This is a genomic window from Hymenobacter sp. BRD128 (genome assembly GCF_013256625.1).
Classification (GTDB): Bacteria; Bacteroidota; Bacteroidia; order Cytophagales; family Hymenobacteraceae; genus Hymenobacter.
The window spans coordinates 1755208-1774997 of the sequence record NZ_CP053908.1; the positions used below are offsets into that span (position 1 = coordinate 1755208).

The window sequence follows — 19790 nt, forward strand, 5'->3', positions numbered from 1 at the left end:
TAAGCCATATTTCCATGACTTTAGCCGAACACTACACGTCCATGCGGGAAGCTGCCGTGCGCCAGCTGGCGCATGGCGCGGCCGACCTTGACCCACTTATCGACTCACTACACGACGACCGCCGGGGCATTACCCTGCTGGCGCGCCCGCCCGCCGCTATCACGACTGTTATGGAGGCTATGCTGGCCGATTTTCGGCGTATTGACCCGGCGCAGTATTACTACCCGGCTAGCGACATTCACCTCACTATCTTGTCAATAATCTCTTGCTATTCAGGCTTTACGCTTCGCGCTATCGACCCCGATGCTTACCGGGCGACGGTGCAGACTAGCCTGCAAGACTGCCGCGCCTTCCCTATCACCTACGCGGGCCTCACGGCCTCGCCGGGTAGCATTATGGTGCAGGGCTTTCCGCAAGATGACGGCCTAGCTAGCCTGCGCAATACCACGCGAAGAATTTTCCAAAGCTCGGGCCTTCAGCAGTCTATCGACCAGCGCTACCGCCTGCAAACGGCGCACTCCACGGTTATTCGCTTTCGGAAACCGCTTGCCAATCCGGCACTTTTGTTGGCTGTTCTTAGGAAGTATGAACAGCACTTCGTTGGCACTTTCGAAGTAAATACTGTCGAGCTGGTGTACAACGACTGGTACCAGCGGGCGCCCAATACCGTTTTGCTCGCGAAGTATGCGCTGTAAAGCCGGCTAGCCCGACACTGCCGCGCCGCTAGGCTACCTTGCCGCATGTCCTCGACTTACCCCTTCAAAGTAGCGGCCGCCAAGGCGCCCGCCGACCCAGCCCGCCAGTTCGTCATCCTGGCCGATGTGAGTGGGCTCGACGATTATTTCAAGCTCTTCGAGGACTACGGCTACGGCGGCGACGGCCTTAGCTGGCGCGAGCACATCGAAACTATTATCGAGGAATTTCAGCCCGGCTTGCTCGACCACCTGGAGTTTGAGGAAGACCACAGCACCTTCGTGGCCTACGCCGACGGTCCCGACGCGGTGCGCCAGTTTATGGAATGGGTACTGCCGTATTTCGGCGATTTGGGCAAGCTTAAAAAGTACCTTAGCCAGACCGACCCCGGCGATTTTTTTGCCTGAGTTATGCCCGAGAGCCCTACCGCCGCCCGCTGGAAGCTCGTGCTCGGCGCCGCTGCCGATGCCGACAACTCGGTGGCAATGCCCGCCGACTACGGCGCACTCGACCAAGTACTCACGGCCCTCTACGACGGTGAGCGTCGGGGCGGCCTCGGCGCTTCGGCCCCGCGCGTGAGCCGCTGGCTGGGCGACATCCGCCAGTACTTTCCGGCCGAGGTGGTGGCCGTGATGCAGCAGGACGCGATGGACCGCCTGGGTCTCAACCAGCTGCTGCTGGAGCCCGAAATCCTGCGCACCGTGCAGGCCGATGTGCACCTCGTGGCCACGCTGCTTTCGCTCGGCCGCGTGATGCCCGCCAAGGCCAAAGCCACCGCCCGCGAGGTAGTGACCAAAGTGGTGCGCGAGCTGGAGCAGAAGCTAGCCCAGCCACTGCGCCAAGCCGTGCAAGGCGCTCTAAGCCGCGCCGTGCGCAACCCCCGCCCCCGCTACCACGAAATCAACTGGGGCGCCACCATCCGGGCCAACCTCAAGCACTACCAGGCTAGCCACCGCACCATTATTCCGGAGCGGCTGGTAGGCCACGGGCGGCGCGGGCAGGCGCTCAAGGAAATCGTGCTTTGCCTCGACCAAAGCGGCTCGATGGCCGCCTCGGTGGTGTATGCGGGCGTGTGTGGGGCGGTGCTGGCCTCGCTGCGGGCCGTAAAAACGCACATGGTCGTCTTTGACACCGCCGTGGTAAACCTTACCGAAGAACTGCGCGACCCGGTGGAGTTGCTTTTTGGGGTGCAGCTCGGCGGTGGCACCGATATCAACCTGGCTCTTAGCTATTGTCAACAGCTTATTACCCGGCCCACCGATACTATGCTGGTGCTCGTAACCGACCTCTACGAGGGCGGCAACGAGCGCGAGCTACTCAAGCGCGCCGCCGCGCTCAAGGCCAGCGGCGTGACCCTGGTGGTGCTGCTAGCCCTCTCCGACGAAGGCGCCCCTAGCTTCGACCGCCGCCTGGCCGAGCAGCTGGCAGCGCTGGGCATCCCGAGCTTTGCCTGCACGCCGGCGCGGTTTCCGGAGCTAATGGCTAACGCCATTCAGGGACGCAAGCTGGACGCTGGCAGCTAGCCAATTGCTTATTTTCTAATCGCGTAGCGGCTGGGCACCGATGGGCATTTTGAACAAGTGCACCGGGAAAGCTACCGTTTCGACGCCTTTCTGAAAGCCGGCGGTGCGGTTCATCTGCGGCACCGGAATCCAGAGGTTGCCGGCGTGGTCTATCCAAAGCGCATCGGCCCAGATGAGGCGCGGGTCCTGCACCAGCACGCTGCTTTTGGCGGCGGGCGTCACTTTCAGGATGCGCTTCTCATTGGCGTCGGCCACGTACAAGTTGCCGGCCGCGTCGATGGCAGTGCCGCCGCAGGTGGGCGAGTTGAAAAAGTATTTTACCTGCTTGGCCAGGTCGGCGGAGCTGGTTTTGGGGTCATCCAGGTACTTGGTTTCGACGCGGTACATGGGGCCGGCGGCGGTTTGGAAATAGTAGTATTTCCCGTCGGGCGATACTTCCATCTGGTCGGCGTGCAGCTTCACGTCGCTGCCGTCGGGCTTCACCATTTTCTTGCCCTCGCCCAGCATGGGGCGGCGGGCGGTAGTGGTGCTGTCGTCGTCGAGCAGGCGGCGGCCCTGGCCGGTTTTCTGGTTGAGGATGATGAGGCCCGGCGCGCCGGCATCGGTCACGTAAATCATGTCGCCGTGAAAGCGCAGGTCATCCGCGAAGCTCTTGCGCTTCACGTAGTTATCGAGCGCGATGGTCTTGACCAGTTGATTTTTGGCAATATCGAAGGCCAGCAGCTTAGGGCCGTCGGTGATGGGCGGCGCGTCGCTTTTGGGCGTGCCGGTGTCTACTATCCACAGCAGGCCATCGGGGCCGAAGCGCAGCGAGTTGGCACGCACAAACGCCTGCTTGGCCGGGTCGCCCTCCTTTTTCCAGGCGTTCCAGGCGCGGGTGGGCCAAGGCGTCACCTTGCCGTTTTTCAGCTCGCCGATGCGGGTGCCGGGGTTGCCCTCGTTGTGCGGAAACAGCACGAATATCCGGTCGTTGTCGCTCACGGCCACGCCGTTCCAGATGGTATCGGCGGTGGCCACCGACACGAGTTGTTTGGCGCTTTCGGAGGTGGGCACGGGCGGCGGGGTGGCTACGCTGGTCGATTTTTCGGTGCCGGTGCCGCCGGTGCAGGCCGCCAGCAGCGCCAGCCCGGCGGGCAGCCCAAAGCGAGAGAGGTGCATGAGTAGGAGATGGAAAAGGATACTCCTGCCTTACGCATCACCCTTGGCGGTGGGTTGCCAGGCTAGCCGGTAGCAGCCAGCCCTGGCTAGCAGCGTGGCAGCCCGGTAACGGCCTGGTTACTTCTGCCTTTTTTACAAAAAACAAAAAAACTGGCGGCAGCCGCCTTGTTTTTTAAGCGCAACATTTGGCCAGGGCTGGCGGCCCCGCACCAGCCCCTGAGCCCGGCGGGCAGCCCGCCACCAGCCCGCGGGTGGTGGCGTAACTGCCGCTGCCGTGCGACTTAACCGCTAACGCATTATAAAACGGCAACTTGAGGGACCTTAATGGGCTTTTTTTGCCTTGGCGGGCCGCCTACATTTGCGCGCTGCCGTTCGCCTGGCCCCCTTGCCGGGGGCTGGCAAATGGCGGCGGCTCTGGCCAGGACTTGTTGCGAACATCGGGGTTGAACTGGCGGCCGGGCCGGCTGCGCCCCTGGCGGCGGGCGGCGGCTCACCACTTTTAATGCTATTCCCACCTAATTCCTTTTCCCATGAAAAAACCCTCACTCCTTGCCCTGCTGGGGCTACTTCTCTGGAGCATTTTGCTACCGCCGCGCAGCCAGGCCCAGGGCAACAGCAGTCTGCCATTCACGATTAACAACAACTCGACCACGGCCGATGCCGACCTCTACGTGGCCATCGTGGGCATCGATACCAACAACAACCACGTGTGGGTGAACGCGGCCAACAGCCAGGTGCTACCCATGAGCACCAGCTACAACACCGTGACTGGCCCCACCGTGAATGGCAACACCGGCCCCGGCGGCAACTCGAAGTACGCGGCCTGCTTTACCAAGCTCAGCGCCATTCCGAACAAGACGTTTACCCTGCCTTTTATTGCGGGCTGCCGGGTGTATATCTCGCGGGGGCAACAGCTGTATTTCTACTTTTTCGGGGCTAGCGGCGCGCCCTCGGGCTACACCGCGCCCAACCCGCAGAACAGCAGCGACCCCAACACGGGTATTATTTACGAAACCATTGAGCTGACCAACAACTCGGGCGGCTTCTTCGGCAACACCACCCGCGTCGATGCCTTCAACTTCCCGATGGGCCTGGAGCTGACCGGCAACGGCTACTACAAGAAAACCGGCGAATTGAAGTCGGCCGCCGACATCGTGAGTGCCTATAAGGCTAACGTGCCCACCGAGTTTCAGGGGACGGTGAACAGCTCGACCGGTGTCATTACCTTCCCGAGCAAGACGCCGGCTTTCCAGGATGGTACCAATGGCACTACGGCTGGCCCGTATGGCAACTACTTCAAGAGCTACCTCGACGCCATCTGGGCGAAGTACAAGAACGAAGACCTGATTTTCAACGCCGGCAACGCGGGCGTGTTTAAGGGCCGCGTGGGCGCCGACAACCGCCTGGTGGTGGTGGGCCAGTCGGGCGCCTACAACGGCCGCACGGGTATTATCACCCGCGAGCCCACTACCCAGGAAGCCTTCGAGGGCAAGGGCGTGCTGGCCACCCGCAACAGCGACGGCGACTGCGACCTCGTGGTGCAGGCCCAACTTACGGCGGCGGTCAACCGCCACGCAGTCAGTGTGGCTAGCGCCGCCGCCGGGCAGCAGAATTTCTACAACGTGGCGGGCTTCTACCAGACGGCGCCCATGAACTACTACGCCCGCTTCTGGCACCTGCCGGGCATCAGCGTGAATAACCTGAGCTACGGCTTTGCCTACGACGACGTGGCCGACCAGTCGAGCACGCTGCAAACGCCGCAGCCCACCAAAGTGGTGGCTACCTGGGGCGGCTTTGTGGGGCAGGCCAGCAGCACGGGTTTCAGCCTGCAGCTCGAAGCTGAAAACTACAGCGTAAAAAGCGGGATGCAGGTAGAAGCCTGCTCGGACACTGGCGGTGGCCAGGACATGGGCTACATTGCGGCGGGCAACTACCTGGTATTTAATACTATTAACTTTCCCACCACCGGCACCTACACTATTGAGTACCGGGTAGCCAGCGGGGCCAGTGGCGGCACCGTGTCTTCGGACTTGAACGCCGGCGCTATCCAACTGGGCAACACGGCCATTCCGGGCACCGGCGGCTGGCAGAACTGGACGACCGTTTCCCGAACGGCTACCATCAGCGCCGGCACGTACAACTTCGGCGTGTATGCCCAAACGGCCGGCTACAACATCAACTGGATTCGCATCAGCAAGCCGAGCGGCGCGCGCATTGCGCAGGTAACGGCCCCCGTCGGCCCCCCAAACGACGACCCGCTGAGCCTCTACCCCAACCCCGTGGCCGACCAGTTGCTGCTAGCCACCGCCCCCGAGCTGGCCGGCAGCACCTACCGCGTGGTAAATACGGTGGGCCAGGCCGTGCGCAGTGGCGCGCTGGGCGCCAGCCTCGACGTGGCCGCGCTGCCCGCCGGCCTGTACCTGCTCGTAGTCACAACCAAAGACCAGCAAACGCTGAGTCGCCGCTTCACCAAGCTCTAGTATCGGGTGGTACGAAAGCATTTTTCGAAAGGCTGCCCGGCATCCGGGCGGCCTTTTTTTGTGCATTCGACCCCGTTTAGGCGCATCTTTGCCCAGCTTTTATTAACCCAATCTCTATGAATCGCCGCTCGTTTGTGCGGGGCGCCGGCTTGCTGGCCGCTAGCCCCCTGCTGCCTTTTTCGTCTTTGGAAGCCCTGGCCGCCCCGGCGTTTCCGGTGGTGCGGCCGGCGGCTAGCCAGCGGCACTTTCGCAGCCGGGCCGTGGAGGCGGCCATCACGGAGTTTCAGCAGAAGGTACAAGACCCCGAGCTGGGCTGGCTGTTTGGCAACTGCTTCCCCAATACCCTCGACACCACCGTGACGCACACCACCGCCGGCGGGCGGCCCGATACCTACGTCATCACCGGCGACATCGACGCCATGTGGCTGCGCGACTCGTCGGCCCAGGTGTGGCCCTACCTGGCCCTGGCCCCGCACGACGCGGCCCTGCGCCAGCTCATTGCGGGCGTGATTAACCGCCAGACGCAGTGCATCTTGCAAGACCCCTACGCCAATGCATTTTATGGCGACAAAACCAAGGTGGGCGAGTGGAAAACCGACCTCACCGCCATGCAGCCCGGCGTGCACGAGCGCAAGTGGGAAATTGACTCGCTTTGCTACCCCATCCGGCTCGGGTATCACTACTGGAAAACCACCGGCGACCAGCAGCCCTTCGACGCGCAGTGGCGCCGGGCCATCGACCTCATTGTAAAGACCTTTCGCGAGCAGCAGCGCAAGGCCGGGCCCGGCCCCTATCACTTTCAGCGCGAAACGGCCAAGGCCACCGATACCCAGGCAATGGCCGGCTACGGCTACCCGGTGCGGCCCTGCGGGCTCATTGCCTCGGCCTTTCGGCCCAGCGACGATGCCACGGTGCTGCAATTTCTGGTGCCCAGCAATTTCTTCGCCGTGGCTAGCCTGCGCCAGGCCGCGCTCATGCTCAACGACATCCACCACGATTCGCAGGGTTACAACGACCTCATGGCTTTTGCCGACGAAGTGGCCACCGCCCTGCGCCAGCACGCCCTCGTGGCGCACCCCGAGTTTGGCCAGGTCTATGCCTATGAAGTGGATGGCTACGGTGGCCGCCTCTTCCTGGACGATGCCAACGTGCCCAGCCTGCTAGCCCTGCCCTACCTGGGGGCGCTGCCCCTCAACGACCCCATTTACCAAAACACCCGCAAGCTGGTGCTTTCGGCCGCCAACCCCTTCTTTTACAAGGGCACCGCGGCCGAGGGCATCGGCGGGCCGCACGTGGGGGCCGACATGATTTGGCCCATCGCCATCACCATGCGCGGCCTCACCAGCACCGACGACGCCGAAATCCGGGCCTGCGTGCAAACCCTGAAAGCTACCCACGCCGGCACGGGCTTCATGCACGAGTCGTTTCACAAAGACGACGCCAAGAAATTCACCCGCAGCTGGTTTGCCTGGGCCAACACGCTGTTTGGGGAGTTTTTGTGGAAGGTATATAAGGAGCGGCCGGCGCTGCTGGCCTAGCCTCAGCTTCTGCCGAAGGCCGGCGCCGGCCCTAGCTTTGTGCCACCATGCCCGATTCTTCCCGTTTTTCGCTGCCGCCCGTGCCGGCTGTTTTACTAGCCATTATCAGCGTGCAGGGTGGCGCGGCCATTGCCAAGGGGCTGTTTCCGGTGGTGGGGGCGGCGGGCACGGCCAGCCTGCGCATCGGCCTCTCAGCCCTGCTGCTGCTGGTGGCGGTGCGGCCCCGGCTAGGGCAGCTGCGGGCGGCGCAGTGGCGGGCCGTGGTGCCCTACGGCCTAGCGCTGGGCGCCATGAACTTCTTGTTTTACTGCGCCCTGGCCAGGGTGCCGCTGGGCCTGGGCGTCACGCTGGAGTTTGTGGGGCCGCTGCTGGTGGCGCTGGCCGGCTCGCGCCGCTGGCTCGATGTGCTGTGGGCGGTGCTGGCGGGGGCGGGCATCGCGCTCATTGCGCCCTGGGGCGGCCACGGCATCGACGTGGTGGGGATGCTATTTGCGCTGGCGGCGGGTGGCTGCTGGGCGGTATACATTGTGCTGGGCAGCCGCGTGGCCGAGGTGCTGCCCGGCAACGAGGCCGTGGCCGTGGGTCTTCTTTTTGCTTCGCTGGCCGTGCTGCCGTTTGGCCTGGCCGATGGGCAGCTGGCCCACCTCACGCCGCGCCTGCTGGCGCTGGGCGGGGCGCTGGCGCTGCTGGCCAGTGCCTTGCCTTTTACCTTAGAAATGCAGGCCCTCAAGCGTTTACCCACCCGCACCTTTAGCATCTTAATGAGCCTGGAACCGGCTGCGGCGGCGCTCTGTGGCTGGCTGTTTCTGCGCGAGCGCCTCACGCCCGGCCAGTGGCTGGCCGTGCTGCTGGTGATGGCGGCCAGCGCCGGGGCTACCCTCACGGCGCGCCGGGCGCAGGCTGCCGTGGGCGGCGAATAGCGCCGGGGCTAGCTGGCCGCCGCCAGGCGCCCGGCCAGGTCTTCGATATCGGCGCGGCGGGCCAGCCCGGCCAGCCACTCGGGCGGGATGCCCGCCTCGCCGTAGGCTAGCCCGGCCAGGCCGCCGGCTACTGCGCCGGTGGTGTCGGTGTCGTCGCCAAGGTTTACGGCGGCCAGCACCGTGGCGGCGTAAGTGTCGTGCCGCAGCAGGCACCAGAGGGCGGCTTCCAGGGTATGCACCACGTAGCCGGAGGATTTTATGTCGGGTTCGGACTGGGCGGGCAGGCTGCCATCTAGTATGGCGCCGTACTTGGGCCATTCGTAGAAAACCGGGCCTTTCGCCTGCTTATGCAGCCAGTCGTTGGCTAGGGTCTGCATCTGTTCATAGGCAGCGGCCGGGGCTAGCCCGGCGACCAACCCGCGCGCCACCAGCAGGTACAAAAAGCACCCCAAGGTGGAGCGCGGGTGACCGTGCGTAACGCTGGCCACGGCCTCGGTGAGCGCCCAGGCGGCGTTCAAATCCAGGTTTTCAGCCTGCCAGGCTTGGTGAAAAACGAGCGGCAGAATCCGCATCAGCGCGCCGTTGCCGTTGTCGAACTCCGAGCGCGGGCCAGCTTGGCTAGGGGCCACGCCCACCTTGAGGCTTTGGATGGCGGCCCGGGTAGCGCCGCCCACGTCAAACCTCTGGTTGTGGGCGGTCCAATAGCTGTTGTCCAGCCAGTTGATGGCGCGGCGGCCGAAGTCGGCCAGGTCGGGCGCGGCAGCTAGCTCGCCGGGCCGGGCCAGGGTCTCAGCTAGGCAAAAGGTGAGCGACGAATCATCAGACCATGTGCCAGCCGGCTGGTGGTGGGTGCCGTAGGCACGCAGCCCGGTCACGGGGTCGCGCTGGCGCACGTGGCGGCTGATAAACTCAACGGGCACGCCTAGGGCGTCGCCCACGGCCAGGCCTAGCAGGGCGGCGCGGGTGGTGGCAGTAGTAGTCATGGGTGGGGCAGATAGGCGAATTGTGCCGACGAACCGGGGGCGTTGGCCGGAAATCGGGCGCAAGAAGTGGATTAACCGGCACTATTCGCAGCCCCGTCGATGTTTTTGCCGTACTTAGGCATAGGGTGTGCGGCCAGCCGCCGCGTAAACCCTACATTTGGCTTTCTTCCTAATTATTACCTGAATGTTCTCCCCCGCCTCAAAATTGGCTCCTACGCTGGCCTGGTGGCCGCCGTATTTGGGCTGGCTTCTTACCGCTTTTATGAGCATAGTGGCCCGCAGGCCGCGCCCGGCAAAGAGCAGGTGCTGGTGGGCACCATCGTGCAGGGCTTGTCGCAGGCGCACTACCAGCCCGAGCGCATCGACGATGCCTTCAGCAAGCGGGTGTTTGACTTGGCTATCAAGCGCTTAGACTTTCGTAAAAAATTCTTGCTGCAGGCCGACATCGCGCAGCTGATGAAGTATCAGACCGATATCGATGACGAAACCAAGCGCGGCACCCACGAATTTCTCGACCTGAGCACCAAGCTCATGAGCGAGCGCACCAAGCAGATGCAGGCGCTGACCCACGAGCTGCTGGCCAAGCCCTTTACGTTTGACAACGACGAAACCCTGCAAACCGATTTCGAGAAGGCCGCCTTCCCGGCCACTGCCGCCGACCAGCGCGAGCAGTGGCACAAGCTGCTCAAGTACGAAACGCTGACCCGCGTGGTCGAGATGATGGACGAGCAGGATAAGCGCCACGCCAAAAAAGCCGGCCTGCCGCTCGCTAGTGCCTCGGCAACCCTACCGCGGAATGGACTCGAACTACCGCCGGCTCACTCCTTTAACGAGCCCGCCACTGCCGAGCCCGACCGCACGCCCGCCCAAATGGAAGTAGAAGCCCGCAAGCGCGTGCTGAAGTACTACGACGAGCAGTTTGCCGACCAGCCCGACACCAACGAGGTGCTGGCCAACTACGCCAACGTCATTGCAAACACCTACGACCCGCACACCGAATATTTTGCCCCGCGCGATAAGCAGGAGTTTGATATTCAGCTCACGGGCCGCTTCGAAGGCATAGGGGCCACGCTGCGCGAAAAAGACGGCCTCATCTATATCGAAGACATCGTGCCCGGCTCAGCTTCGTACCGCGAGGGCGAGTTGAAGAAGGGCGACGCTATTCTGCGCGTGGCGCAGGGCGCCGCCGAGCCGGTGAGCATCGAGGGCTGGCACACCAACAAGGCCGTGACGCTCATCCGGGGCAAAAAAGGGTCGGAAGTGCGCCTCACGGTGAAGAAAGCCGATGGCTCGACCAAAGTCATTCCTATCATCCGCGATGTGGTAGTGGTGGAAGACACCTACGCGCAGTCGGCCGTCATCAACGACCCTAGCGGCGTGAAAATCGGCTATCTGCGCCTGCCCGCCTTCTACGCCGATTTCAACGACAACGGCGGCCGCTCGTCGGCCGAGGATGTGAAGAAAGAGCTTGCCAAGCTCACGGCCGAAGGCGTGAAAGGCGTGGTATTCGACCTGCGCACCAACGGCGGCGGCTCGCTTAACGATGCCGTCGAAATGGCCGGTTTATTCCTGCCCAGCGGCCCGATGGTGCAGGTGCACGATAGCCGGGGCGTAACCCAGGTGCTCAACGATAAGGACCCGCGTGTGCAGTACAGCGGCCCGCTGGTGGTGCTGGTGAACAAGTACAGCGCCTCGGCTTCTGAGATTCTGGCCGCCGCCATTCAGGACTACAAGCGCGGCGTCATTATGGGCTCGACCAGCACCTATGGCAAGGGCACCGTGCAGCGCATCATCGACCTCGACGAAACGCTGCCTTCCGAGCTGGCTAGCCTCAAGCCTTTCGGCTCGCTCAAGTTCACGATGCAGAAATTTTACCGCGTCACCGGCGGTTCGACGCAGTTCAAGGGCGTGGCTTCGGATATCGTGCTGCCCGACGTGCTTTCGTACCTCGACCAGGGTGAAAAAGAATCGGACTACCCGCTGAAGTGGGACGAGATTAAGCCCGCTGGCTACCGCCCCTGGGACGACCAGCCCAACTACGCCAAGCTCGAAGCCAACAGCAAGGCCCGCGTGGCCGCCAACCCGGCCTTCCAGCAGATGACCGAGCTCGTGCAGAGCCTGCGCAAGCGCAAGGACGAAACGGTAGTATCGCTCAACCTGACCAAGTACCGCACCTTCCAGCACCAGCTCAAGGCAGAGTCGGACAAGTACGAGGCCATCCAGAAGACGGCTACCCCGCTAGCCCTCGCCCCGCTAGCCGCTGACCGCACCGCCTTGGGGGGCGACTCGGTGAAAGTGAACCGCTCCATGCGCTTCACGCGCGGTCTCAACAAAGACATTACCTTGGGTGAGGCCGTGGCCGTAATTAAAGACGAGCAATAATCGCTGATTAAGCAGATTTCGCAGGCACGGGCACCACTAGCCCGCTCGCATATATATTCTCATAAAAAGCTCCTGAATCACTGATTCAGGAGCTTTTTTATTGCGTGATTTTTTACGTCTTAAACTATAAAATATGCCCAACCAGCAAAATCCGCGACTAACTAATAAAATTAGCAAATTGACTTAATTTTTATTAGCAAATCTGCAACTAAAATCTTTGGCAAACGGTTTACTAAGCATGATGACGAAACCCGAAGCCCGCATTATTCCGCTCATTCCGGCCGATACGTACCCGGCCCCGGTGATGAGCGTTTCGCCCGCCGAAGCGCTGCTCACGCCTGAGGAGCAGGAACAGCAGCGCCTGGCCGACGAAACCTGGCGCCGCTCGATTCCGGCCCAGGTGTTTCTAAATTATTTCTTTGCCCTAAGCTACCACATTCAGGAGGGCGAGAGCCCGCTCGGGGGCTAGCCCACTCGACCTATTTCCGCCAGCACCAGGCCGAGCTGACCGAAACCGACGTAACGGCGCTCACTAAGCTGCTGCACGCGTGCTGGAGCACCGAGTATGCGCTGCGCGCTACCGCCGAGCTAGGCGACGAGAACTTCCTGCGCAATGCCCTGCACTGGACGTTCCCGCAGGCATATCACACTATCCTGTCGGGCCTGCAAGCCTTTTTGTATACCACCGGCGTGCGCTCGAACAACGCCCAGGTGATTCGCCGCGAGGTGGGCCGGCTGGTGGTGAAGAATGCCTACCCGCGCCCGGTATCGTTTTACGCGGCTGGCGCTTACGGCGACTTCAACATTCACCGCCTGCCGCTGGCTGGCTACAAGGCCGGGCTGCACATTGCCTCGCAGGAGATTGACGCCCAGGCTCAGATTGGCCAGTTTTTGCGCACTACGCGCAAGCAAACGGCCATTGCCGTGCGCCAGCAGGTGCAGGCTAACCCCAACACCGCCATTCGCAGCCAAAAGACCGGCAAGCCGCTGGATAAGTGGACTGCCAGCCACTGGCAGCAGATTACCTGGCGCCTGGGCTACACCACCATCTTCGATTTGCTGGGCCGCCTGCGCATCTCGCAGAGCAGCCGCGAGATTGAGCGCTACGTGGAGGCTGATATCGACTTCAAGCTCTTTCACAGCTCGTTGCTGAGCATCGTGAGCTACCTCAATGGCATTCACGAAACCTACGTGGCTAAGGCGCTGGGCCTGGCGCGCTACGAGCAGCTGGTGCGCGAGCTGCCTAGCCACCTGCAAGCCGGCTTTGTGCAGGAGCGCCTGCGCACCCGCGTGCAACCCACGCTGCTAGGGGCCGAGCCGGCGCCCGAGCTGAAAATGGCCGCGTAACACCTGCGCCACGGATTTTGTAACCGATTACCAGCAAACTACGCCGCCCCTAAATGGGGCGGCTTTTTTCATGTTGTACTTTTGCGGCTCACTTTTTATTTGCCACGTGCCCATCCGCTTTAGCGGGTCGTTGTCAGGTCTTTCGTTTGAGTCGGCTCAAAGTCCGAGAAATTCGAGAAATCCGACTAATCCGTGGCCCAGACAATAGATAACCGGCAACCTTATGCACCACCTGAGTGAGCAGGAAATTCTGCGCCGCCAAAAGCTCGACGAGCTAAAAGCGCTGGGCATCGAGCCCTACCCTTCCGAATTGTTCGACGTCAACTTTTCGGCCCAGGAAATTCACGACAACTACCACCCCGAGCTGAACAACTTCCAGGAGGTAGCCCTAGCCGGCCGCCTCATGTCGGTGCGCGTGATGGGCAAAGCCTCGTTTGCTGAGCTCATGGACTCGTCGGGCCGCATTCAGCTCTACGTAAATCGCGACGAGATTTGCCCCGGCGAAGACAAGACGCTGTATAACACCGTGTTCAAGAAGCTGCTCGACCTCGGCGACTTTATCGGGGTGAAGGGCCATGTGTTTAAGACGCAGGTGGGCGAAACCTCCGTGCACGTCACCGAGCTGAAAGTGCTGGCCAAGTCGCTGCGCCCATTGCCCGTGGTGAAGGAGAAGATTGACGAGGCCACGGGCCAGAAAGTCGTGTACGACGCCTTCACCGACCCCGAGCAGCGCTACCGCCAGCGCTACGTGGATATGGTGGTGAACCCGCAGGTGCGCGATACCTTCATCAAGCGGACGCAGCTGGTGCAGGCCATGCGCAACTATTTGAACGACAAAGGCTACCTGGAAGTTGAAACCCCGATTTTGCAGCCGCTCTACGGCGGTGCGGCGGCGCGGCCCTTCAAGACGCACCACAACACGCTGGATATGACGCTGTATCTGCGCATTGCCAACGAGCTGTACCTCAAGCGCCTCATCGTGGGTGGCTTCGACGGCGTGTACGAATTCTCGAAGGATTTCCGCAACGAGGGCATGTCGCGCTTTCACAACCCTGAGTTCACCCAGATGGAGCTGTACGTAGCTTACAAAGACTACGCCTGGATGATGGACCTGGTGGAAGAAATGGTGGAGCGCGTGGCCCTGGCCCTGCACGGTAAAACCGAGGTGCAGGTGGGCGACAACCTCATCAACTTCCAGCGCCCCTGGCAGCGCTACACCATGTTTGAGGCCATTGAGAAGTTCACCGGCGTGGCCATCGGCGACATGGATGAGGCGGCGCTGCGCGAAACGGCCAAGAACCTGAAAGTGGGCCTCGACCCTAGCATGGGCAAGTCAAAAATCATCGACGAGATTTTTGGCGAGCACGTGGAGCCCAAGCTCATCCAGCCCACTTTCATCACCGATTACCCGGTGGAGATGTCGCCGCTAGCCAAAAAGCACCGCGACCATCCCGGCCTCGTGGAGCGCTTCGAAGCCATCTGCAACGGCAAGGAAATCTGCAACGCCTTCTCGGAACTCAACGACCCCATCGACCAGCGCCAGCGCTTTGAGGACCAGTTGGAGCTCGGCAAGCGCGGCGACACCGAGGCGATGGTGCTCGACGAAGACTTCCTGCGCGCCCTCGAATACGGCATGCCCCCCACGGCCGGCCTGGGCATCGGCATCGACCGCCTGAGCATGATTATGACCAACTCGCACTCCATCCAGGACGTGTTGTTTTTTCCGCAAATGCGCCCCGAAGTGGTGGCGCAGGAGAAGACCCAACCCAACGCTTCGTAACGAAGCGCTGGCAGCTGCGACCATAAAAAAAGGCCCGCTCCCAACAAAGGGGAACGGGCCTTTTTACGAACAGCCGATAAAAGCTACCAGTGAAACCAGAACTGTGCGATGGGTCATCTGATTTTACTGCCCGAATGTTTAACCAATTCTGGCAGAAGCTCCTACAACCGGCAATTTTACTACTTTCAATTAGCGGGCTTCGTTTAAGCCGTTTGTAAGGTATTCAACGCGGCGCTAGAAATGAGGTTACGCGCTTGGGCATTTTTCTTTAAAAACTTTGTGGCTAGGCACCTACGCCGGTGCGGTAGTGGGTTTCGTCTTCGTCACCATCGGCGCCAAAGTCGTCGCGGTGGCTGGCGGCGTAGTCGGCACCCTGGCCGGCTACTGAGTGGCCGTTGCCGGCCGGGGTGGCCAGGTCGCCAGGCTCGGCCTTATCCATTGAGTCGAATAGCTTGTCGGCGGCCTGCTTGTCTTCGCTCACGGCCGCGTCGGGGTTGGTGGTGCCTTGCAGCTTGCCGAGGGCCTCTTTGGCTAGCTTGCCGAGGTCGCCGCTCAGCCACTTCTGGGCCGAGGCACGCAAGCCTTTGCGGGCGTCTTCGCCGGTTTCGGGGGCTAGCAGCAGGCCCGCCACGATGCCCGCCGTGGCACCGGCCAATAGCGAAACAATAACTTTTCCGTTGTCCTTAGGCTTCGGCATGAGTAAAAAGAGGGTTAGGAATGAATGAATGTACTACCTGTCGCTAACGAGGAAGCTGGCCGGCTGGTTAGCTTACCGGCGCAAAAAAGCCCCGCGCCGGTGGGCACGGGGCTTGGCTAAGCAGCCTAAGGCTAGCTTACTTGGTGGCGTCTTTGGCTGCGTCTGCACCTTTGTTTACGGCATCTTTAGCGGCATCAGCCCCTTTGTGGGCGGCGTCTTTGGCTTTGTCGGCCACGTCGCTGCCTTTGCCGGCGAGGTCATTGATAATTTTGGTTATTTCGGCTTTGCCTTTGCCAAGCTTATCTTGCAGCTTGCCTATCAGTTCGTCGCCTTTGCCTTCGGCAAAATTCAGGTCTTCATCGGTGAGCTGCGCGTACTGCTGCTTCAGCTTGCCTTTGATGTCGTCCCAGTTGCCTTTGATGTTGAGGCTACCGCCAGCACCCAGCACACCCATGTCTTCGAGTTTGTCGCTCAGACCTTTGAATTTGGTTTCGAGGTCGGCGCTGTACTTATTGAATTGGTCGCCCAGCTGGCCGCCGTACTGCTTGGCTGCGCCTTTCCAGTTTTCGAGGGTAGCCGAGCCTTTATCGGGGGCCAGCAGGATGCCGGCGATGATGCCAGCGCTAGCGCCAGCGAGGGCGGCGAGGAGAATTTTGCCTGCGTTGTTATCTTCTTCGCGGTACGACATGAGAAGGAAAAGTAAAAAGGTAAGGTGAATTGGCCGGGGCCGGCTCGGTACTGGCCGTCAGCCCGGGTTTTGGCAGCTATACGCGCGGCACGGCGAGGGGTTGGGTCAGGGCCTTTTTTTCTTGCGCGCAGGCTAGCCGGCGGCCTTTGCCAACCGCTGGCCCGTATAAGGCCTCCTGATGACTCGCTTCTCTGCTATGCTAGGTTTCGTTTTGGCGGCGGGCAGCGCGTGCCAGCGCCAGCCGCGGGCCATGGCCGACTGCATCGACCCTAGCCGGGTAAATCCCAGCGGCATCTGCACGATGGAATATGACCCCGTGTGCGGCTGCAACGGCCTCACCTACCCTAATGCCTGCGTAGCGCGCAATGCGGGCCTGCGCACGTTCAGGCCCGGCCCCTGCCCCGGCCGGCCCTAATTTCGTGGTTCTTCGTTTCAGTATCTCTTATGCCTGCCGAAAAAAACTACTCCCGCAACGCCCAGCCCTTCCGCGTGCCCACTACCGATGGCAAGCTTATTGAGGAGCACGTGGGGCTAGCCAGCACCCACACCGCCAAGTACAGCGTGGCCCACATGGTGGCGCCGCCGCAGTGGAGCGAGCCGCACCAGCGCCCGGAGTTTGACGAAATCACGATTGTGGTGCGCGGGCGCAAGCGCTTCGAGATAGACGACGACGTGGTGGAGCTGCAAGCCGGGGAGTCGCTGCTGATAAAGGCCGGCGCGCGGGTGCGCTACTCCAATCCATTTGACGCTGAGTGCGAGTATTGGTCAGTGTGCGTGCCTGCCTTTAACCCGGCTACCGTACACCGCGAAGAATAGTAGTGACTTTGCTTTTCACATGACTACTTCCATCGTTGCTTCCTATCCATTTCTCAACTTAGTGCTGCACAGCGGCGGGCCGCGCAACGTGCTCGAAACCGAGTGGCTAGGCTTTGCCGGCAGCGCTGAATTTCGGGCGGCACTGCTTGAGGCGCTGCGCCAGGCTCGGCTGCACCACGTCACGGGCTGGGTGGCCGATGACCGCCGCCTCGGCGCCGTGCGCCCCAAAGACCTCGAATGGACCCACAACGAAGTGCTCGTGCCGCTGGGCGAGCTAGGCGTGCTCCGCTTCGCCCACCTCGAATCGGAAGAAGTGCTCAACCGCATCACCATCGACGGCATGTACCAGCGCAGCGTGCCGGGCCTGCCTTATGAGTTTCGGCACTTCACCTCGCTGCCCGAGGCTAGGGCCTGGGCGGTGGGGCTAGTAGATTGAGTATTATGGAAGAAGTTTGGGTATTTCATGGCGCAGGTGGCCTGTTTACTAGCGGCGTTTTTGCTTCGCAAGCTCAGGCTGAAGAGTTTATTACGCGCTATCGCCTGGCTGCCTTACCAAATACCCTGTGGGCATAAGTGCCTAGGACTGGGCCATCCAACAACATATTTTTAAGCCAACTAAACCGCAGCACTACGAAGCCGGATTCATTCAGCGCTTTACCACCGCTAGCCAGGAGCATTATCATTATGACCCTGATGAGATAGGCTAGTTGAACTGCAGTATTTAGTAGGACTCTCGGCCACTCATTTCCCGTTTTCGTTGTTACACCTTCAACGAAATCAATTACCTCGCTTTTGTCGACCGAAACTATTTTCCCCCACGCCGAGCCCTATGCCATTGAGCAGGAATTGCGCCGCGTGCAGGGCCTGCTCAAGCTGGAGCAACAAGAAGATTTAGAGCAGTTTAAGCTCAAGAATGCTAAAGCCACCGTGCAGGAGCGCCAAAAGCGCGGGCTGACGTGGTACCCCGTCACGATTACCAAAGAAGACGTGGGCTTTGGCGGTAAGGTGGTGCTGGAGCTGGAGCGTCCGGCTGGGCAAGCCGGCCTGCACCTGTTTCAGGTGGGTAAGAACGCGGCGCTGTTTGGCAATGTGCCGGGGCGCTCGGCCACCGACCGGCCCACGCTCAGCGGCGTCATCACCAGCGTGCGCCGCAATAAGCTGACCTTAGCCACCGCCAAGGAAGACCTGCCCGACTGGGTGCTGGAGGGCGGCAAGCTGGGCATCGACCTCACCTTCGACGAGGTGAGCTACCGCGAGATGGATTACGCGCTGGGCAAGGTGATGGGCGCCTACGGCGACCGCCTGGCCGACTTGCGCGACATCCTGCTCGGGGCCAAGCCGGCCCGCTTCCGCCCGGAAAAGGCCGACGACCTCTTCTACCCTAGCCCGCTCAACGAGAGCCAGCTGGCCGCCGTGCGCCACGTGCAGGCCGCCCAAGACGTAGCCATTATTCATGGTCCGCCCGGCACCGGCAAAACGACCACGCTGGTGCAGGCCATTCTGGAAACCATCCGGCGCGAGCGCCGGGTGCTGGTGTGCGCGCCCTCGAACACGGCCGTGGACCTGCTGACCGAGAAGCTAGCCGAGCGTGGCGTCAACGTTATCCGAATGGGCAACCCTAGCCGGGTGTCGGACTTGCTTTTAGAGCACACGCTCGATGCGCAGGTGATGGCCCACAAGCGCTACGGCGAACTGCGCTCGATGCGCCAAACCGCTGAGCAGTACCGCGAAATGGCTGGCAAGCACACCCGGCAGTTTGGCTGGGAAGAGCGTGAGCAGCGCCGCCTGCTGAAGGAGGAAGCGCGCGCCCTGCACCAAGAGGCCGATGGCCTGGAGCGCTACATCACCGAGGACTTGCTCGACCAGGTGCAGGTAATTACCTGCACGCTGGTGGGCGCCAGCAACCGCATCATTCGCCACCTCACCTACGAAACGGTGTTTATCGACGAGGCCGCCCAGGCTCTGGAGCCTGGCTGCTGGATTCCCATTGCCAAGGCGGGCCGCGTGGTGCTGGCCGGCGACCACCAGCAGCTGCCGCCCACCGTGAAAAGCGACAAAGCGGGCGCATTGCGCGAAACGCTGTTCGAGAAAGCCATCAAGCGCCAGCCCGAGGCTAGCCGCATGCTAGAGGTGCAGTACCGCATGCACGAGCAGATTATGCAGTTCAGCTCCGAGCAGTTTTACGAGGGCCGGCTGGTGGCCGCGCCCACCGTGGCCCACGCTGGCCTCGACGCCTACGACATTCGCTTTGCGCCCGACCTGCCGGTCGAATTTCTCGACACGGCCGGCTTCGGGATGCAGGAAATCACTATCCCCGAAAGCCGCTCTACGGCCAACCCTGAGGAAGCCGACCTGCTGCTGAAGCGGCTAGCCCAGCTACTGGAGCCCTACGACGCGCCCGACCACGAAAGCGACCCGCTCAGCATCGGCGTCATCGCGCCCTACCGCGCCCAGATTAATTATTTAAAATACGCGGTGGAAGAAAACGACGAGCTCAGCGGCCTGCTGCTGCACCGCCAGCTTAGCATCGGCACCGTCGATTCATTTCAGGGCCAGGAGCGCGATATCATCGCTATTAGCCTCACGCGCAGCAACTCGCACGGTGAAATCGGCTTCCTCTCCGACATTCGCCGCATGAACGTGGGCATGACGCGGGCGCGCAAAAAGCTGCTGCTCATCGGCGACTCGTCCACGCTGGGGGCACACCCATTCTACAAGGCTTTCCTCGACTACGTGGAGCGCGTGGGCGGCTACCGCACCGCCTGGGAATTGCAGGATTAACCCG

At 61.7% G+C, this 19790-nt stretch carries 19 protein-coding genes; 15 read left to right on the top strand and 4 right to left on the bottom strand.

Annotated features, from left to right (window positions below):
* Positions 1-14 precede the first annotated feature (14 nt).
* Genes GKZ68_RS07785 through GKZ68_RS07795 form a run of 3 tightly spaced genes read left to right on the top strand, consistent with a single transcriptional unit; the run spans position 15 to position 2216 of the window.
* Positions 15-695, top strand: a complete 681-nt coding sequence (locus GKZ68_RS07785) for a 2'-5' RNA ligase family protein (protein WP_173112867.1) — start codon at positions 15-17, stop codon at positions 693-695.
* A 45-nt stretch (positions 696-740) separates the two neighbouring features.
* A complete protein-coding gene (locus GKZ68_RS07790; protein WP_173112870.1) occupies positions 741-1100 on the top strand; it encodes an Imm51 family immunity protein in 360 nt (119 codons plus the stop codon).
* A gap of 3 nt (positions 1101-1103) precedes the next feature.
* Positions 1104-2216: a VWA domain-containing protein gene (locus GKZ68_RS07795; RefSeq protein ID WP_173112874.1), complete on the top strand. Its 1113-nt coding sequence runs from the start codon at positions 1104-1106 to the stop codon at positions 2214-2216.
* A 15-nt stretch (positions 2217-2231) separates the two neighbouring features.
* On the opposite strand, the gene GKZ68_RS07800 is transcribed toward GKZ68_RS07795, so the two are convergent.
* Entirely contained in the window at positions 2232-3374 is a 1143-nt protein-coding gene (locus tag GKZ68_RS07800) for an L-dopachrome tautomerase-related protein (RefSeq protein WP_173112877.1), read from the bottom strand.
* Positions 3375-3904: 530 nt separating this feature from the next.
* Here GKZ68_RS07800 and GKZ68_RS07805 point away from each other — a divergent pair.
* The 3 genes from GKZ68_RS07805 (at position 3905) to GKZ68_RS07815 (ending at position 8312) form a co-directional block, all read left to right on the top strand.
* Positions 3905-5854, top strand: coding sequence for a beta-1,3-glucanase family protein (locus GKZ68_RS07805; protein WP_173112880.1), 1950 nt, complete (start codon positions 3905-3907; stop codon positions 5852-5854).
* A gap of 116 nt (positions 5855-5970) precedes the next feature.
* A complete protein-coding gene (locus GKZ68_RS07810; protein ID WP_173112883.1) occupies positions 5971-7392 on the top strand; it encodes a glycoside hydrolase family 125 protein in 1422 nt (473 codons plus the stop codon).
* Positions 7393-7439: 47 nt separating this feature from the next.
* Positions 7440-8312, top strand: a complete 873-nt coding sequence (locus tag GKZ68_RS07815) for a DMT family transporter (RefSeq protein ID WP_173112886.1) — start codon at positions 7440-7442, stop codon at positions 8310-8312.
* A gap of 8 nt (positions 8313-8320) precedes the next feature.
* Here the strand turns inward: GKZ68_RS07815 and GKZ68_RS07820 are convergent, their stop codons facing one another.
* The gene (locus tag GKZ68_RS07820) at positions 8321-9295 is read right to left on the bottom strand and encodes an ADP-ribosylglycohydrolase family protein (protein ID WP_173112889.1); all 975 of its coding nucleotides are present in this window, start codon (positions 9293-9295) and stop codon (positions 8321-8323) included.
* A gap of 105 nt (positions 9296-9400) precedes the next feature.
* Between GKZ68_RS07820 and GKZ68_RS07825 the strand changes: the two genes are divergently transcribed.
* From GKZ68_RS07825 to lysS, 4 genes are all read left to right on the top strand, one after another.
* The gene (locus tag GKZ68_RS07825; protein ID WP_254244205.1) at positions 9401-11677 is read left to right on the top strand and encodes a carboxy terminal-processing peptidase; all 2277 of its coding nucleotides are present in this window, start codon (positions 9401-9403) and stop codon (positions 11675-11677) included.
* Between the two features lie 238 nt (positions 11678-11915).
* Positions 11916-12146 carry a hypothetical protein gene (locus GKZ68_RS22000; RefSeq protein WP_254244206.1) on the top strand — a complete coding sequence of 77 codons (231 nt, stop codon included), beginning with the start codon at positions 11916-11918 and terminating at the stop codon, positions 12144-12146.
* A 206-nt stretch (positions 12147-12352) separates the two neighbouring features.
* Positions 12353-13024, top strand: a complete 672-nt coding sequence (locus tag GKZ68_RS22005) for a hypothetical protein (RefSeq protein ID WP_254244207.1) — start codon at positions 12353-12355, stop codon at positions 13022-13024.
* Between the two features lie 223 nt (positions 13025-13247).
* Positions 13248-14804, top strand: coding sequence for a lysine--tRNA ligase (lysS, locus tag GKZ68_RS07835; RefSeq protein ID WP_173112895.1), 1557 nt, complete (start codon positions 13248-13250; stop codon positions 14802-14804).
* Positions 14805-15087: 283 nt separating this feature from the next.
* Here the strand turns inward: lysS and GKZ68_RS07840 are convergent, their stop codons facing one another.
* Together GKZ68_RS07840 and GKZ68_RS22640 are read right to left on the bottom strand one after the other, a co-directional pair.
* Positions 15088-15501 (bottom strand): YtxH domain-containing protein, encoded by a 414-nt coding sequence (locus GKZ68_RS07840; RefSeq protein WP_173112898.1) that lies wholly within the window; start codon positions 15499-15501, stop codon positions 15088-15090.
* 136 nt (positions 15502-15637) lie between these two features.
* Positions 15638-16189 carry a CsbD family protein gene (locus GKZ68_RS22640; protein ID WP_173112901.1) on the bottom strand — a complete coding sequence of 184 codons (552 nt, stop codon included), beginning with the start codon at positions 16187-16189 and terminating at the stop codon, positions 15638-15640.
* A gap of 196 nt (positions 16190-16385) precedes the next feature.
* On the opposite strand from GKZ68_RS22640, the gene GKZ68_RS07850 reads away from it, so the two are divergent.
* The 5 genes from GKZ68_RS07850 (at position 16386) to GKZ68_RS07865 (ending at position 19786) form a co-directional block, all read left to right on the top strand.
* Positions 16386-16604, top strand: coding sequence for a Kazal-type serine protease inhibitor (locus tag GKZ68_RS07850; RefSeq protein WP_173112904.1), 219 nt, complete (start codon positions 16386-16388; stop codon positions 16602-16604).
* A gap of 29 nt (positions 16605-16633) precedes the next feature.
* Positions 16634-17005, top strand: coding sequence for a cupin domain-containing protein (locus GKZ68_RS07855; protein ID WP_173112907.1), 372 nt, complete (start codon positions 16634-16636; stop codon positions 17003-17005).
* A 19-nt stretch (positions 17006-17024) separates the two neighbouring features.
* Positions 17025-17441, top strand: a complete 417-nt coding sequence (locus GKZ68_RS07860) for a hypothetical protein (RefSeq protein ID WP_173112910.1) — start codon at positions 17025-17027, stop codon at positions 17439-17441.
* 5 nt (positions 17442-17446) lie between these two features.
* Positions 17447-17578 (top strand): hypothetical protein, encoded by a 132-nt coding sequence (locus tag GKZ68_RS22390; RefSeq protein WP_302052011.1) that lies wholly within the window; start codon positions 17447-17449, stop codon positions 17576-17578.
* Positions 17579-17797: 219 nt separating this feature from the next.
* Positions 17798-19786 carry an AAA domain-containing protein gene (locus GKZ68_RS07865; protein WP_254244208.1) on the top strand — a complete coding sequence of 663 codons (1989 nt, stop codon included), beginning with the start codon at positions 17798-17800 and terminating at the stop codon, positions 19784-19786.
* Positions 19787-19790 lie beyond the last annotated feature (4 nt).